Source organism: Streptomyces sp. HUAS TT11, assembly GCF_051553595.1.
Classification (GTDB): Bacteria; Actinomycetota; Actinomycetes; order Streptomycetales; family Streptomycetaceae; genus Streptomyces.
In genome coordinates this window covers 3,746,469-3,761,677 of sequence record NZ_CP196184.1, presented here as the reverse complement: position 1 = coordinate 3,761,677, position 15,209 = coordinate 3,746,469, and the positions used below count along the sequence as shown (strand labels likewise).

Annotated in this window: 13 protein-coding genes; 10 read left to right on the top strand and 3 right to left on the bottom strand. The window is 70.4% G+C overall.

Going from position 1 to position 15,209, the window contains the following annotated elements; translation table 11 throughout:
- Positions 1–3 precede the first annotated feature (3 nt).
- Positions 4–810, top strand: coding sequence for a phosphate ABC transporter ATP-binding protein PstB (gene pstB, locus ACSHXN_RS16755; protein ID WP_355136210.1), 807 nt, complete (start codon positions 4–6; stop codon positions 808–810).
- A 92-nt stretch (positions 811–902) separates the two neighbouring features.
- Here pstB and ACSHXN_RS16750 read toward each other — a convergent pair whose 3' ends face one another.
- Complete coding sequence (locus ACSHXN_RS16750) at positions 903–1,568, bottom strand: class I SAM-dependent DNA methyltransferase (protein WP_355136108.1); 666 nt, start codon at positions 1,566–1,568, stop codon at positions 903–905.
- Positions 1,569–2,026: 458 nt separating this feature from the next.
- Between ACSHXN_RS16750 and ACSHXN_RS16745 the strand changes: the two genes are divergently transcribed.
- From ACSHXN_RS16745 to ACSHXN_RS16705, 9 genes are all read left to right on the top strand, one after another.
- Positions 2,027–3,247 (top strand): amidohydrolase, encoded by a 1,221-nt coding sequence (locus ACSHXN_RS16745; protein ID WP_355136110.1) that lies wholly within the window; start codon positions 2,027–2,029, stop codon positions 3,245–3,247.
- A 312-nt stretch (positions 3,248–3,559) separates the two neighbouring features.
- On the top strand, positions 3,560–4,591 hold the full coding sequence (locus tag ACSHXN_RS16740; RefSeq protein ID WP_361158350.1) for a BMP family lipoprotein: 1,032 nt from the start codon (positions 3,560–3,562) through the stop codon (positions 4,589–4,591).
- 420 nt (positions 4,592–5,011) lie between these two features.
- Positions 5,012–6,058 (top strand): BMP family lipoprotein, encoded by a 1,047-nt coding sequence (locus ACSHXN_RS16735; RefSeq protein WP_355136112.1) that lies wholly within the window; start codon positions 5,012–5,014, stop codon positions 6,056–6,058.
- Positions 6,059–6,331: 273 nt separating this feature from the next.
- On the top strand, positions 6,332–7,993 hold the full coding sequence (locus ACSHXN_RS16730; RefSeq protein ID WP_383358100.1) for an ABC transporter ATP-binding protein: 1,662 nt from the start codon (positions 6,332–6,334) through the stop codon (positions 7,991–7,993).
- Positions 7,990–9,117, top strand: a complete 1,128-nt coding sequence (locus tag ACSHXN_RS16725) for an ABC transporter permease (RefSeq protein ID WP_355136114.1) — start codon at positions 7,990–7,992, stop codon at positions 9,115–9,117. Before ACSHXN_RS16730 ends, ACSHXN_RS16725 begins: the two co-directional genes overlap by 4 nt.
- Positions 9,117–10,379 (top strand): ABC transporter permease, encoded by a 1,263-nt coding sequence (locus ACSHXN_RS16720; protein ID WP_355136116.1) that lies wholly within the window; start codon positions 9,117–9,119, stop codon positions 10,377–10,379. The genes ACSHXN_RS16725 and ACSHXN_RS16720 overlap by 1 nt, the downstream gene beginning before the upstream one ends.
- Positions 10,376–10,777, top strand: coding sequence for a cytidine deaminase (locus ACSHXN_RS16715; protein WP_383358094.1), 402 nt, complete (start codon positions 10,376–10,378; stop codon positions 10,775–10,777). The genes ACSHXN_RS16720 and ACSHXN_RS16715 overlap by 4 nt, the downstream gene beginning before the upstream one ends.
- 73 nt (positions 10,778–10,850) lie before the next feature.
- The gene (locus ACSHXN_RS16710; protein ID WP_355801236.1) at positions 10,851–12,134 is read left to right on the top strand and encodes a thymidine phosphorylase; all 1,284 of its coding nucleotides are present in this window, start codon (positions 10,851–10,853) and stop codon (positions 12,132–12,134) included.
- A gap of 342 nt (positions 12,135–12,476) precedes the next feature.
- A complete protein-coding gene (locus tag ACSHXN_RS16705; protein ID WP_355136122.1) occupies positions 12,477–12,863 on the top strand; it encodes an STAS domain-containing protein in 387 nt (128 codons plus the stop codon).
- Here the strand turns inward: ACSHXN_RS16705 and ACSHXN_RS16700 are convergent.
- Complete coding sequence (locus ACSHXN_RS16700; RefSeq protein ID WP_355136124.1) at positions 12,756–13,763, bottom strand: sigma-70 family RNA polymerase sigma factor; 1,008 nt, start codon at positions 13,761–13,763, stop codon at positions 12,756–12,758. The two genes, ACSHXN_RS16705 and ACSHXN_RS16700, sit on opposite strands and share 108 nt — an antisense overlap.
- A gap of 155 nt (positions 13,764–13,918) precedes the next feature.
- On the bottom strand, positions 13,919–15,175 hold the full coding sequence (locus ACSHXN_RS16695; RefSeq protein WP_355136126.1) for an MFS transporter: 1,257 nt from the start codon (positions 15,173–15,175) through the stop codon (positions 13,919–13,921).
- Positions 15,176–15,209 lie beyond the last annotated feature (34 nt).

The window sequence follows — 15,209 nt, the reverse complement described above, 5'->3', positions numbered from 1 at the left end:
GCAATGCCGCCCCTGCCCACGGTCGCGGTCCCCGCTCCCGCCACCCTCGAAGCCCGCTCGGTGTCCGCCTGGTTCGGCAGCCACCAGGTGCTCAGCCGGGTCTCCCTGACGATGCCGGCCGGCCGGGTCACCGCGCTCATCGGCCCCTCCGGCTGCGGCAAGTCCACCTTCCTGCGCACCCTGAACCGGATGCACGAACTGATTCCGGCCGCGCAGCTGGCGGGTGAGGTGCTCTTCGAGGGCGAGGACATCTACGCCCCCGAGCGACGCCTGACCGACGCCCGGCGCCGTATCGGCATGGTCTTCCAGAAACCCAACCCGTTCCCCGCCATGTCGATCTACGACAACGTGGTGGCGGGCCTGCGACTGACGGGAACGCGCGCGAACCGCCGCACGAAGGACGAACTCGTCGAGGAGTCCCTGACCCGCGCCGGCCTGTGGAAGGAGGTCAGGGACCGACTGCGCCAGCCGGGTGGCGCACTCTCCGGTGGCCAGCAGCAACGCCTGTGCATCGCACGCGCGTTGGCCGTGCGGCCCCGGGTGCTGCTCATGGACGAACCGTGCTCGGCGCTCGACCCCACCTCCACCCGCCGCGTCGAGGAGACGATCCACGAACTCGCCGATCAGGTGACCGTCGTGATCGTCACCCACAACATGCAGCAGGCCGCCCGGGTCTCCCAGCAGTGCGCGTTCTTCCTCGCCGAACAGGGAACCCCCGGCGGGATCGTCGAGCACGGGCCCACGCAGGACATCTTCGGCACCCCGAAGGACCAGCGCACGGCGGACTACGTGGCAGGGCGGTTCGGCTGACGGGCCCGGCGGGCGTCCCGCGCCGCCGGGTCGCGGGGCCCCCGAATGGCGGAAGGGCCGGCCGGCGGTTTCCGGGGGAGCGGCCGGCGCCCTCAGCCCGGGCGGCCCGGCTTGCGGGCCAGCAGGAACGCGCGCGGCCGGTGCTCGCCGGGGTCCGGTTCCAGAAGCGTGCGCGCCCGGAGGGGCAGGCCCGCTTTCGCGAGGTGGTCCGCGACCGTCTGCGGCGCGTGCCAGTGCTGGTCGAGCGCCGTCCCCTGCCCGGAGCCCACCGTGGTCCGCGTGTGCTCGTCGTCACCCGTACGGAACGCCACGAGGACGTGGCCGCCGGGGGTCAGCACCCGGTGGAACTCGTCGAACGCCGTCGCCAGATGCTCCCCGGGCACATGGTCGACCGCGTAGAGCGCCGCGATGCCGCCCAGGGTGTCCGGCGGCAGGTCCAGGGCCGTCATCGTGCCCACGTGGAACCGGACACCGGGGTGTGTGCGGCGGGCCAGGTCCACCGTCCGGGGGGAGACGTCCACCCCGAAGACGGGGACGCCGAGGTCCTGCAGGCGGGCCGTGACGTGCCCGGGGCCGCAGCCGAGGTCGGCCAGTGGGGCGGGACCGTTCCCCCGTACGAGATCCGCGAGGGCTCCGACCAGGGCCAGGTCCAGCGGGCGATTCCCCGGGGTGTCGGGGTGGTGTGCGTGGTAGTCCGGGGCCATGGCGTCGTACGCGAGTCGTGCGGTACGGATGTAGTCGGGTTCCTGGTGGTTCACGTCGGCGCACGCTACTCGCCGGAGGTGCGGCCCCGGCGGCTGCTTTCCAGGGTTCATCGTCCCGCCATGTGAACGTCGGCCGTCGGTGCCGCGGGGCGAACCAGCGCGTGGACCGGCGCTTACGGGAGAGGAACCGGGCCATGACGTGGTATCCGTGGGGTACGGGAATGGCTCGGGTGCTCCGGGCGTTGCCGTCACGGGTCGCTCGGACAGGGGAGTGGACCCGTGCAGGGATCACCGGACGCCCCCGTGGCGCCGGACGGCTCCGCGGTCACCCCGGCGGACCCGGCCAGGACACCGTCGAGGTCCCGACGCCCGAAAGACGGGTGAGCATACCCATTACGCCCGCCGACCATGCGGCGTGCGGCCGACTTTTCTTCGCCTGACGGGCTGAAGTTTTGTGATCGCGGGGAGGTCGGCCGCCCGATCGCCCTACCCTTCAAAGGGTGAACCACGTGATGTCCAGAGAGTCCGAGGCCGAGAACCCGGGGAACGCCGTGCTCCCGGGCGCGCTGCCCGAGGCGCTGCGCGCCGAACTCGTGGCCTTCCGCCGCGACCTGCACATGCATCCGGAACTCGGCAACCAGGAGTTCCGCACCACCGCCGCGATCAAGGCCCGCCTGGAGCAGGCCGGACTCGTCCCGCGCGTCCTCGACGGCGGCACCGGGCTCGTCTGTGACATCGGCGACGTGGACGGCGTACGGCCCATGCTCGCCCTGCGCGCCGACATCGACGCGCTCCCCATCCCCGACACCAAGACCGACTGCGCCTACCGCTCGACGGTGCCCGACCGCGCCCACGCCTGCGGTCACGACGTGCACACCACGGTCGTCCTCGGCGCCGGGCTCGTCCTCGCCGAGCTGCACCGCGAGGGCCGGCTGCCACAGCCCGTGCGGCTTCTCTTCCAGCCCGCCGAGGAGGTTCTGCCCGGCGGCGCCGCCGACGCCATCGTGTCGGGTGTCCTCGACGGCGTCGGGCGGATCATCGCCGTGCACTGCGACCCGAAGGTCGACGCCGGGCGGATCGGGCTGCGGCACGGCCCCATCACCTCCGCCTGCGACCGGCTCGAGGTGGGTCTCGACGGCCCGGGCGGCCATACCGCGCGCCCTCACCTCACCACCGACCTCGTCACGGCCGTCGCACGCGTCGCCACCGAGGTGCCGGTACTGGTCGCGCGCCGTGTGGACGCCCGCAGCGGACTCGGGGTCACCTGGGGCCGCATCGAGTCGGGGCACGCCCCCAACGTCATCCCGCAGCACGCCGAGCTCTCCGGGACCGTGCGCTGTCTGGACCTCGACGCCTGGCGGCAGGCTCCCGACCTCGTGCACGCCGCGATCGACGAGATCGCCAACCTGTACAAGGCGAAGTCGGAGATCAACTACATCCGCGGGGTGCCGCCCGTCGTCAACGATCCGGTGGTCACCGAGCTGCTGCGCGAGGCCATGACCGCGCGCCGCGGCAGCCATTCCGTCGAGGACACCGAACAGAGCCTCGGCGGCGAGGACTTCTCCTGGTATCTGGAGCACGTGCCCGGAGCGATGGCCCGCCTCGGGGTCCGCCGTCCCGGCGAGCGCCTCGTCCGCGACCTCCACCAGGGCGACTTCGACGTCGACGAGCACGCCATCACGGTCGGCGTGGAACTGTTCACGGCGGCGGCGCTGCTGGACGCGGAGCGGTAGGCGCGCGCACCCCGGCGAGTTGGCCGGAAGGTGCTCTCCATGTGGTCGGAAGGGGTGCCCGATTGGCACCCCTTCATCCGTTCGCGTCACGTGTGCGTCACGGCCGGCACGCAAACGTAACCCGGTGTCGGCACGAATCGGTAACGGCCACGTGGAACCCCGTTCCTCTCCCCTTCTACGCGCGTTACTGTGCGCCGAAATCGCCGCGGTGGCGGCGCATTGGGGAATGCGGACCGGTGACGGTGCCGTGGGGAAAAAGGGGTGCTTGCTGTGCGTCTGATCTCACGGAGGACGAGGTTCTCCCACGCTGCGGTGGCCGTCGCGGTCATCGCCCTCGCGGCCGCCGGGTGCGGCAAGTCCAGCTCGGAGTCGAGCAGCAGCTCGGACAAGAACTCCTCCGGCTACTCGGGCAAGGGCATCGGCCTGGCGTACGACATCGGTGGCAAGGGCGACCAGTCCTTCAACGACGCCGCGTACGCCGGCTTCCAGAAGGCCGAGAGCGAATTCAAGCTCGGTGGCCGGGACATCGAGCCGCAGGACGGCGAGTCCGACGCGGACAAGGTGCAGCGTCTGGAGACGCTGGCCAAGTCCGGCTACAACCCGGTGATCGGGGTGGGCTTCGCCTACGCGCCCGCCGTCAAGGAGGTCTCGGTCAAGTACCCCAAGGTCACCTTCGGCATCATCGACGACAACACGATCCAGGCGAAGAACGTCGCCGACATGGTCTTCCACGAGGAGCAGTCCTCCTACCTCGCGGGTGTCGCGGCGGCGAAGACGACCAAGAAGAACCACATCGGCTTCATCGGCGGCGTGGACATCCCGCTCATCCACAAGTTCGAGGCGGGCTTCGTCCAGGGCGCCAAGTCGGTCAACCCGAACCTGAAGATCGAGTCGCAGTACCTGACCCAGACGCCGCAGGAGGGTGGCTTCTCCAGCCCCGACAAGGGCAAGGACGCGGCGAACGGCCAGATCGAGGCGGGCGCGGACGTCATCTACCAGGCGGCGGGTCTGTCCGGCCAGGGCGTGATCCAGGCCGCTGCCGCCCACAAGGTGTGGGCGATCGGTGTCGACTCCGACCAGTACGAGCAGAGCGCGCTGGCCAAGTACAAGGACTACATCCTCGGCTCGGCGCTGAAGAACGTCGGCGGTGCGGTCTACGACCTGACCAAGTCGGTCGTCGACGGCAAGCCGCTGAGCGGTGAGCAGCGCGGCGACCTCAAGTCCGGCGGTGTCGGCTTCGCGGACTCCAACCCGAAGTACCAGGCGATGAAGGACGTGGTGGCCGCGGTCGACAAGGCCAAGCAGGACATCATCGACGGCAAGATCACCGTCAACACGAAGTAGGCGCGCGGGTCGTTCCCCGACGTGAGGGCGCCCCCGGCCGGAACACATCGGCCGGGGGCGCCCTCACGTCCGGCGCCCGAGCCGCTCCCTGCCGCCGGGCGGTCCGGGCCGGCCACACGCCCCCGTCGTGGGGTGGCCGCGACGCGTGCGTGTCACCGTCCTGCGCGTGTACCGACGGCAGGGGGCGACCCCCGGCTTCCTCATGGGCCCCCTGGGTGCCGACGGTCTTCCCACGGCCCTCGTGGCACCCCGGTCCTCGCCTCCCGCAAGCGGCGCACCGCTCTCCGTGACCTGTCCTGTGTCTGTGGCCACATCTCGATAACGGACCGGACAGAAGGGGTTTTCCGTCTGGTCTACGCGCGTTACGCTGCCGCGGAACCAGCGCCTGGTACGGGCGCACGCACAAAGGAGTCACGTTCCATGCGCCGGGTGTCCCGCTTCGCCGTTGCCGGTGCTGCAGCCGCAGCACTTGCCGTCACCGTTTCCGCCTGCGGAAGCTCGTCCACAGGGTCCGCCGGGAGCGGCGCCAGCAAGGGCATAGGCCTGGCCTACGACGTCGGCGGCAAGGGCGACCAGTCCTTCAACGACGCAGCGTACGCCGGTTTCCAGAAGGCCGAGAAGGACTTCGGCGTCAGTGGCCGGGACATCGAGCCGCAGGACGGCGAGTCCGACGCGGACAAGGTGCAGCGCCTGGAGACGCTGGCCAAGGCGGGCTACAACCCGGTCATCGGTGTCGGCTTCGCCTACGCGCCCGCCGTCAAGGAGGCCGCGGCCAAGTACCCGAAGATCAGCTTCGGCATCATCGACGACAACACGATCCAGGCGAAGAACGTCGCCGACCTGGTCTTCCACGAGGAGCAGTCCTCCTACCTGGCCGGTGTCGCCGCCGCCAAGGCCACCAAGAAGAACCACATCGGCTTCATCGGCGGTGTGGACGTTCCGCTCATCCACAAGTTCGAGGCGGGCTTCGACCAGGGCGCCAAGTCGGTCAACCCGAGCATCAAGATCGAGTCGCAGTACCTGACGCAGACGGCCCAGGAGGGCGGCTTCTCCAGCCCCGACAAGGGTGAGAACGCCGCGAACGGTCAGATCGACGCCGGTGCGGACGTCGTCTACCACGCCGCCGGCCTGTCCGGCCAGGGTGTCATCAAGGCCGCCGCCGCGCACAAGGTGTGGGCGATCGGCGTGGACTCCGACCAGTACAGCCAGGGTGCTCTGGCGGCGTACAAGGACTCCATCCTCACCTCGGCCCTGAAGAACGTCTCCGGTGCGGTCTACGACCTCGCCAAGTCGGTCATCAAGGACCACAAGCCGCTGTCCGGCGACATCCGCGGCAGCCTCGACAACGGCGGCGTCGGCCTCGCCGACTCCAACCCGGCGTTCAAGAACAACGCCGACCTGCAGGCCGCGCTGAAGAAGGCCGAGCAGGGCATCAAGGACGGCTCGATCACCGTCAAGACGTCCTGACCGTCCGCCTGCGCTGACGTACAACCCCCGGGTCCCGGCACCGACGTCACGGTGCCGGGACGTCCAGGACAAGAGGCCATAACAGGCCATGGTCAAGGCGTCGTCGTAATGGCAGCGTTGAGGCCAGGGAACGGGGTGTGGGAAGGAAGTCCGACCCGCACCCCGTTCGCGCGGCACAATGCTCGGAACGATCGGAACCGGTCAGGTCCGAGCACTATTTAAGGCAGGGGCGCTACGCGCGTAGAGGGGCCCCTTTTCCAAGAGGAGTGCGCCATCGACGCGTCCAGCAGCCCTCCGCTCACCGCACCGTCGACGATCGCGGTCGAGCTGGCGGGAATCACCAAACGATTCCCGGGTGTCGTTGCCAACCATGACATCCACCTCACGGTCCGCAAGGGCACCGTGCACGCCCTGGTCGGCGAGAACGGGGCCGGCAAGTCGACGCTGATGAAGATCCTCTACGGCATGCAGAAGCCGGACGAGGGCACCATCACCGTCGCCGGTGAGCAGGTCGCCTTCCACAGCCCGGCCGACGCCATCGCGCGCGGCATCGGCATGGTCCATCAGCACTTCATGCTCGCCGACAACCTCACGGTCCTGGAGAACGTGGTCCTCGGCAGCGAGAAGCTGTACGGCATCGGCGCGACCGCACGCAAGAAGATCAAGGAGATCTCCGACCGGTACGGGCTGAACGTCCGACCCGACGTCCTCATCGAGGACCTCGGTGTCGCCGACCGCCAGCGCGTGGAGATCCTCAAGGTCCTCTTCCGCGGCGCCACGACGCTGATCCTGGACGAGCCGACCGCCGTGCTCGTCCCGCAGGAGGTCGACGCGCTCTTCGCCAACCTGCGCGAGCTGAAGTCCGAGGGCCTGTCCGTCATCTTCATCTCCCACAAGCTGGGCGAGGTCCTCTCGGTCGCCGACGAGATCACCGTCATCAGGCGCGGCACGACGGTCGGCACCGCCGTCCCCGCCGAGACCACCCCCCGCCAGCTCGCCGAGCTGATGGTCGGCAGCGAACTGCCCACCCCGGAGACCGCCGAGTCCACGGTCACCGACAAGCCCGTCGTCGAGGTCAAGGGCCTCACGGTCTACGCGAGCGGGGGCGCCTCCCTGGGAGAGCTCGCCGAGCCCGCGGGCACCGGTCTGCTGACGGAGGAGGTGTCGGAGGCCGACGGTGTGCGCCGCGTCCTGGACGACATCACCTTCACCATCCACGCGGGCGAGGTCATGGGCGTCGCCGGCGTCGAGGGCAACGGCCAGAGCGAGCTCATCGAGGCGCTGATCGGCCTGAAGAACGCCGACTCCGGGACCATCGCGTTCCTCGGCGAGGAGATCACCTCCTGGGCCACCCGCAGGCGCCGGGAGAAGGGCATCGGGTACATCCCCGAGGACCGGCACCGCCAGGGCCTGCTGCTGGAGGCCCCGCTCTGGGAGAACCGGATCCTCGGACACGTCACCGAGCGCCCCAACGCCAAGGGCTTCTGGATCGATCCGAAGGGCGCCCAGGAGGACACCCGGCGGATCGTGAAGGACTACGACGTCCGCACCCCCGGCATCGACGTCACCGCGGCCTCCCTCTCCGGCGGCAACCAGCAGAAGCTGATCGTCGGCCGGGAGATGAGCCACGCGCCGAAGTTCCTGATCGCCGCTCACCCCACCCGCGGTGTGGACGTCGGCGCGCAGGCCGCGATCTGGGACCACATCCGCGCGGCCCGCCGCGAGGGCCTGGCCGTACTGCTGATCTCCGCCGACCTGGACGAGCTCATCGGCCTGTCCGACACCCTGCGGGTGATCTACAACGGCAGGCTGGTCGCCGACGCCGACCCCGCCACCATCACTCCGGAGGAACTGGGTACGGCCATGACCGGCGCCGCGTCCGGTCATCTGGAACACGTCGAGGAAGCAGCCGCCCCGGAGGACGAGGCCCGATGAAGAAGTTCGACAAGGAGCGCGCGCTCCTCGCGGTGGCCGGTCCGGTCCTCGCGCTCGTCGCGGCGATCGTGCTGACCTCGATCGTGCTGATCGCCTCGGGCAAGAACCCGTTCGAGCCCTACCGGCTGATGCTGGAGCAGGTGGGGTACTCCGACATCCAGGTTCTGATCATCAACCAGGCGTCGCTGTACTACATCGCCGCTCTCGCGGTGGCCCTCGGCTTCCGTATGAACCTGTTCAACATCGGTGTCGACGGGCAGTACCGGCTGGCCGCCATGATGACCGCCGTCGTCGGCGCGCACGTGGCCCTGCCGTCCGTCCTGCAGGTCCCGATGCTCCTGCTGGTCGGTCTGCTCACCGGTGCCTTCTGGGCCGGCATCGCGGGCCTCCTGAAGGTCACCCGGGGTGTCAGCGAGGTCGTCTCGACGATCATGCTCAACGCCATCGCCACCAGCGTGATCGGCTATCTCACCCTCACGGACAACTTCGGTGTGCTGGTCGGTGACAACATCACCACCGGTGTGATGAAGAAGTCCGGCTGGGTGCCCGGCATCAACCTCGGCGCGGACGTCGGCGAGATCTACGGCCTGGTCTTCCTCGCCATCCTCCTGGGCATCGGCTACTGGCTCGTCCTGAACCGCACGCGTTTCGGCTTCGACCTGCGGGCCACCGGCGCCTCCGAGACCGCCGCCGCGGCCTCCGGCGTCGACGCCAAGAAGATGGTCTTCACGGCGATGCTGATCTCCGGTGGGGTCGCCGGTCTGTCCGGCCTGCCGCTGCTGCTCGGCGACTCCCACACCTACGCCCTGACCTTCCCGGCCGGTCTCGGCTTCACCGCCATCGGCATCGCCCTGCTGGGCCGCAACAACCCCGGCGGTATCGCGCTCGCCGCGCTGCTGTGGGCCTTCCTGGACAAGGCGTCCCCGGCTCTCGACTACGCGACCCCGGTGGCGTACGAGAAGGAGATCGCCACGATCATGCAGGGTCTGATCGTCTTCGCGGTCGTCATCTCCTACGAGGCCGTGCGCCAGTGGGGCCTGCGCCGCCAGCAGAAGCGGGTCGGCGCGGAGCTGGCCGCCGCGGCCGCCGGCAACAACAACCACAAGAAGGAGGTGGCTGCCTGATGACCACCGCGACCGTCGCGAAGCCGAAGGCGCAGCAGCCCGGCAAGGGCAGCCGCCGTGTCTCTCTCCCCGTGCTCCTGCTCGTCATCGCGGGTGTGCTGGTGCTCACCTCGATCGTCCGCCTGATCAGCGGCGCGGAGGGGATCACCTCGACCGGGCAGATGTCCACCGCCCTGCGCCTGGCCGTCCCGATCGGCCTCGCGGGCCTCGGCGGCCTGTGGTCCGAGCGGTCCGGCGTCGTCAACATCGGCCTCGAGGGCATGATGATCCTCGGCACCTGGTTCGGTGCCTGGGCCGGCTACCAGTGGGGCCCGTGGACGGGTGTCGTCTTCGGCATCATCGGAGGCGCCCTCGGCGCCGTCCTGCACGCCATCGCCACCGTCACCTTCAACGTGAACCACATCGTCTCCGGTGTGGCCATCAACATCCTGGCCCTCGGTGTCACGCGCTATCTGTCGAAGTTCACCTTCGAGGACCAGCCGCAGGGCTCCTCCAAGCAGTCCCCGCCGATCGACTCACTGGGCACCTTCGACATCCCCGGCCTGTCCAGCTGGCTGGACACGCTGAACCAGAAACACTGGTTCCTGGTGTCGGACATCGCGGGCCTGGTCGGCGGCCTGTTCACCGACCTGTCGCCGCTCACCGTGATCGCGGTGGCCCTCGTCCCGGTCACCTGGTGGGTGTTGTGGCGCACCGCCTTCGGTCTGCGGCTGCGCTCCTGCGGCGAGAACCCGGTGGCGGCCGAGTCGCTCGGCGTCAACGTCTACAAGTACAAGTACATCGCCGTGATCATCTCCGGTGGTTTCGCGGGCCTCGGCGGTGCGTTCCTGTCGATCGTGGCGTCCAACGTGTACCTGGACGGCCAGACGGCCGGCCGTGGTTACATCGGTCTGGCCGCGATGATCTTCGGCAACTGGATGCCGGGCGGTCTCGCGCTCGGCGCGGGCCTGTTCGGCTACACCGACAGCCTCAACCTGCGCGGCGGTACCACCAACGTCCACGCGCTGATCCTGCTGCTCGCGATCCTGCTGGTGTTCGGCGCCGCGTACCTGGCCTGGCGTAGGCGGTACCTCCCCGCGCTGATCACGGCCGTCGTCTCGGCCCTGATGTTCGTCTGGTACGTCAGCACCAACGAGGTCCCCAAGCAGCTGGTGACCGCCACCCCGTACATCGTCACCCTGCTGGTGCTCTCGCTGTCCGCGCAGAGCCTGAGGATGCCGAAGGCGGACGGTCTGCCGTACCGGAAGGGGCAGGGCAAGTGACCCCGCCCGCGACGGTCGACTGGGCGGCCCTGCGGGAGGAGGCGCGCACCACGATGGCCCGCGCCTACGCCCCCTACTCGGGCTACCCGGTCGGCGCGGCCGCCCTCGTCGACGACGGGCGGGTCGTCACGGGCTGTAACGTCGAGAACGCCTCGTACGGCCTCGGCCTGTGTGCCGAGTGCGGGCTGGTCTCGCAGTTGCAGAACACCGGGGGCGGGAGGCTGACGCACTTCACCTGTGTGGACGGCGACGGCGAGATCCTCGTCCCCTGCGGGCGCTGCCGGCAGTTGCTCTACGAGTTCGGCGGCCCCGGCCTGCTGCTCGAGACCCCGGCCGGGATCCTGCCGCTCTCCGAGATGCTGCCGCAGGCCTTCGGGCCGGACCATCTCACCAAGTGACTCCCGTGCGGCCCCTGCGTGCCACGCCTGTGGTGCGCGGGGGCCGCACACCTTCGAACCTCGGAAGGAAGCCATGGCCATGGACGCCATCTCCGTCATCCGCACCAAGCGGGACCGCGATGAGCTCAGCGACGAGCAGATCGACTGGGTCATCGACGCCTACACGCGGGGCGAGGTCGCCGACGAGCAGATGTCCTCCCTCGCGATGGCTGTCCTGCTCAACGGCATGAACCGGCGGGAGATCGCCCGCTGGACCGCCGCGATGATCGCCTCGGGCGAGCGCATGGACTTCTCGTCGTTGTCCCGCCCGACGGCCGACAAGCACTCGACGGGCGGCGTCGGCGACAAGATCACGCTCCCGCTGGCCCCGCTGGTCGCCGCCTGCGGCGCGGCGGTCCCCCAGCTGTCGGGCCGTGGGCTCGGCCACACCGGCGGCACGCTGGACAAGCTGGAGTCGATCCCCGGCTGGCGCGCGCTGCTGTCGAACGAGGAGATGCTGCACGTCCTCGACACCACGGGCGCGGTGATCTGCGCGGCGGGCGACGGCCTGGCACCGGCGGACAAGAAGCTCTACGCGCTGCGGGACGTGACCGGCACGGTGGAGGCGATCCCCCTGATCGCCTCCTCCATCATGTCGAAGAAGATCGCCGAGGGCACCGGATCGCTGGTCCTGGACGTGAAGGTCGGCTCCGGCGCCTTCATGAAGACCCTCGAGGACGCCCGCGAGCTCGCCTCCACGATGGTGGGCCTGGGCACGGACCACGGGGTGAAGACGGTCGCCCTGCTCACGGACATGTCGACCCCGCTGGGCCTGACGGCGGGGAACGCGCTGGAGGTCCGCGAGTCGGTCGAGGTCCTCGCGGGCGGCGGTCCCGCGGACGTCGTGGACCTGACGATCGCCCTGGCGCGGGAGATGCTGGACGCGGCGGGCCTGAAGGACGCGGACCCGGCGAAGGCCCTGGCCGACGGCTCCGCGATGGATGTCTGGCGCCGCATGATCGCGGCCCAGGGCGGCGACCCGGACGCCCCGCTGCCCAGCTCCCGCGAGCAGCACGTGATCACGGCCCCGTCCTCGGGAGTCCTCAGCCGTCTGGACGCCTACGGCATCGGTGTCGCCGCCTGGCGCCTCGGCGCCGGCCGCGCCCGCAAGGAGGACCCGGTGCAGGCGGCGGCGGGCGTCGAGATGCACGCCAAGCCGGGCGACACGGTGACGGAGGGCCAGCCGCTGCTGACCCTGCACACGGACACCCCCGAGCGCTTCGCGTACGCGCTGGAGGCGATCGAGGGCGCGTACGACGTCGCGGCGCCGGGCACGGAGTTCGCGGCCGGGCCGGTCGTGCTGGAACGTATCGCCTGACCAGGCGTTCTCCTTTTCGGGTGAACGGGATCGGCGGACCGTCGCCGGTCCCGTTCACCATGTCTCCCGGTCGACCCGCCGGGCTCCGAACGGTCCGGCCGCCGCGCTCCACGGACAATCCGAGGGCGAGGTCCACCGCCCGTTGAGCACGCCGGGTTCGGTGGGCCGTCACGCTTCCCGCGCCTTTCCACGCCGTCATCAACGCCGGCGAGTCCCCGTCGACCGAAGCCTGTCGTGGGGACCGTGCCGGCGTCGACCGAAAGGCGCAGCCTTGCTGAGCCGACCTGATCCGAACGACAACAGGCGCCGTCGGCGCAGCCGCCCCGCGCGGATCCGGCGCCGATGAGTACCGGGCGCCCGGCCGGTCTACCGACCGTGGATGCCGAGACACCCGCCCTGTTCGTGGTGACCGGGCCCGTCACACGGGACGACGTGGCGCGGCTCGGCGAGGAGATGAGGGCGCTGATGAAGGACACCGGAGCCGCAGTCGTCGTGTGCGACGTCGCGGCGCTCAGGCCCGTCACACTGGCCTCGGTGGACGTACTGGCCAGGCTTCAGCTGGCCGCCCGCCGCGCCGGAGGCCGCATCCGGTTGCGCGACCCGGCCCCCGCGCTGCGTGCCCTACTCGCCCTCGTCGGCCTCCCCTTCGAGACGGAGGGGGACGTCGAACAGCGGGAACCAGCGCTTCGTGTCGAGGAAGAAGTGGAACCCGGTGAGCCGGCCGTCTGAGATCTCCAGCACCTGGACGGACCAGGCCGTGAAGCCGCCGGTGTCCGGGTCAGGCTTGTACTGGGCGAAGCCCGGCAGGCCGTTGACCGCGACCGGCACCAACCGGGAGCCCTCGCAGGCGGAGCCGAGCGTCGTCATGAAGCCGGTGATGTCGGAGGGGCCGCGCAGCCACAGGTCGAACGGCGGCATCGTCATCACCGCGTCCTCGTGCAGCAGGGCCGTCAGCGCCTCCATGTCGTACCCCTCGAATGCGGCCACATAGCGCTCGAGGAGCTTTTGCTGCTCGGGATCCAGAGGATCGGAGACGGCGGCGTCGGCACCCTCGCCGCCTCTCTCCGCCAGCGTGGCGCGGGCCCGCTGCAGCGCGCTGTTCACCGAGGGGACCGAGGTGCCGAGCAGCTCGGCGACCTCGCTCGCCTTCCAGGCCAGCACCTCGCGCAGGATGAGCACCGCGCGCTGCTTGGACGGCAGTTGCTGCAGGGCGGCCATGAATGCGAGCCGTACCGACTCCTTCGCCACCGCGGCCTCCTCCGGATCGGTCACCGCGGGCAGTACGCGGGTGTCCGGCACCGGCTCCAGCCAGGTGTGGTCCGGACGCGGGGCGAGGGCGGCCCGGGCGAGCGGTGTGGACTCGGTCAGGTCCATGGGGCGGGCGCGCTTGTTGCCCGCGCTCAGCATGTCCAGGCAGACGTTGGTCGCGATCCGGTACAGCCAGGAGCGCAGTGAGGAGCGGCCCTCGAACTTCGCGTGGCTCCGCCAGGCGCGGACCATCGTGTCCTGCACCGCGTCCTCCGCCTCGAAGGAGGAGCCGAGCATCCGGTAGCAGTAACCGGTCAGCTCGACCCGGTGCTTCTCCAGCAGGACGTCGAGGTCCTCCGCCGTCGCCGTGCCGTCACCCATGGTCCACCCACTCAGCGGCCGTTCCCGTCGCGCGTCGTCGCGCCCCAGCACTGCGGAAGCTACCGCAGCCCACTGACAACGACCCCCGGAGTGGGGAAAAGGGCAGGTGAGGACGGCTTCTGCGATCTTGCGTACGACCGCCGCCGCACCGCGCGCTACGCCACCCGGACCGCCGGACGGGCCGCCCTCGAACCGAACACGGTGATGGTCACGACGCCGAGCACCGCCAGCACGCCCATACCCGCGGTTCCGGCCCAGCCGCCCGTGTGGAAGGCCGTCGCGCCCAGCGTGCTGCCCGTGCTGGAGCCGATGTAGTAGGCCGACTGGTAGAGGGCGGAGGCCTGGGCCCGGCCCCGCTTCGCGGTGTGGCTGACAGCCGAGGACGCCACAGCGTGGCCCGTGAAGAAGCCCGCGGTGATCAGGACCAGGCCCAGCAGCACCAGGGGCAGGGTGGTCGCCAGGGACAGCAGCAGTCCCGCCGTCGTGGTGCCGGCCGCCAGGTACAGCGCCCCGCGGCGGCCCAGCCGGCCCACCAGCCGGCCGGCCGTCGAGGCCGTCACCGTACCGACCAGGTACACCAGGAAGATCGACCCGATGACGCCCTGGGGCAGGCCGAACGGCCGGTCCGTCAGGCGGTAGCCGATCACCGTGTAGACCCCGCCGAACACCGTCATGAACAGCGCGCCGATGGCGTAGAGCCGACGCAGCAGCGGATCGGCGAGGTGGTCGCGGACGGTGCCGGCCAGGACGCGCGGGTGCAGTGAGCCGGCCTTGAAGTGCTTCGGCTCCGGCAGCAGCAGCCGGAAGGCCAGCGCGCAGGCGACCGCGATCACACCGATCGTGCCGACGGCGACCCGCCAGCCCCACTCCTGCGCGACCCAGCCGGTGATCACCCGGCCGCTCATGCCCCCGACGCTGTTGCCGGCGACGAACAGGCCGATCGCCGTGATCAGGGCCTTGGGGGTGACCTCCTCGGCCAGGTACGCGGTTGCCGAGGCCGGCAGCCCGGCCAGCGCCGCACCCTGCACCGCGCGCAGTGCGATCAGCGTGCCGAGCGACGGGGCGAAGGGCACCAGCAGGCCGACCGTCACCGCGACCGCCAGTGACGCCGTCATCAGTGTGCGCCGTCCGAACCGCTCGGAGAGCGCGCTCATGGGCAGGACGAACAGCGCCAGTCCGCCCGTCGCGCCCGACACGGTCCAGCTCGCCGCGCTCGCCGTCACCCCGAAGTCGCGGGAGACGAGCGGCAGCAGGGCCTGCGTGGAGTAGAGGAGGGCGAAGGTCGCCACGCCGGCGAGGAAGAGGGCGAGACTCACCCGGCGGTAGCCCGGCCCGCCCGGGCGCATACGGGAGTCGGCGGTGACGGCGTCGGCGCCCACGACGGTGGACGCCCCGGTATCGGCAGCAGGCATGCCTCGAACGTACGGACCCGGGTCTTCATGCGTC

Bases quoted from the DNA above. Each gene is read 5' to 3' on its own strand.
- ACSHXN_RS16725 (WP_355136114.1), top strand. From the start codon at position 7,990: ATGAAGAAGTTCGACAAGGAGCGCGCGCTCCTCGCGGTGGCCGGTCCG.
- ACSHXN_RS16735 (WP_355136112.1), top strand. From the start codon at position 5,012: ATGCGCCGGGTGTCCCGCTTCGCCGTTGCCGGTGCTGCAGCCGCAGCA.
- ACSHXN_RS16745 (WP_355136110.1), top strand. From the start codon at position 2,027: ATGTCCAGAGAGTCCGAGGCCGAGAACCCGGGGAACGCCGTGCTCCCG.
- ACSHXN_RS16710 (WP_355801236.1), top strand. From the start codon at position 10,851: ATGGCCATGGACGCCATCTCCGTCATCCGCACCAAGCGGGACCGCGAT.
- ACSHXN_RS16700 (WP_355136124.1), bottom strand. From the start codon at position 13,763: ATGGGTGACGGCACGGCGACGGCGGAGGACCTCGACGTCCTGCTGGAG.
- ACSHXN_RS16720 (WP_355136116.1), top strand. From the start codon at position 9,117: ATGACCACCGCGACCGTCGCGAAGCCGAAGGCGCAGCAGCCCGGCAAG.
- pstB (WP_355136210.1), top strand. From the start codon at position 4: ATGCCGCCCCTGCCCACGGTCGCGGTCCCCGCTCCCGCCACCCTCGAA.
- ACSHXN_RS16705 (WP_355136122.1), top strand. From the start codon at position 12,477: ATGAGTACCGGGCGCCCGGCCGGTCTACCGACCGTGGATGCCGAGACA.
- ACSHXN_RS16695 (WP_355136126.1), bottom strand. From the start codon at position 15,175: ATGCCTGCTGCCGATACCGGGGCGTCCACCGTCGTGGGCGCCGACGCC.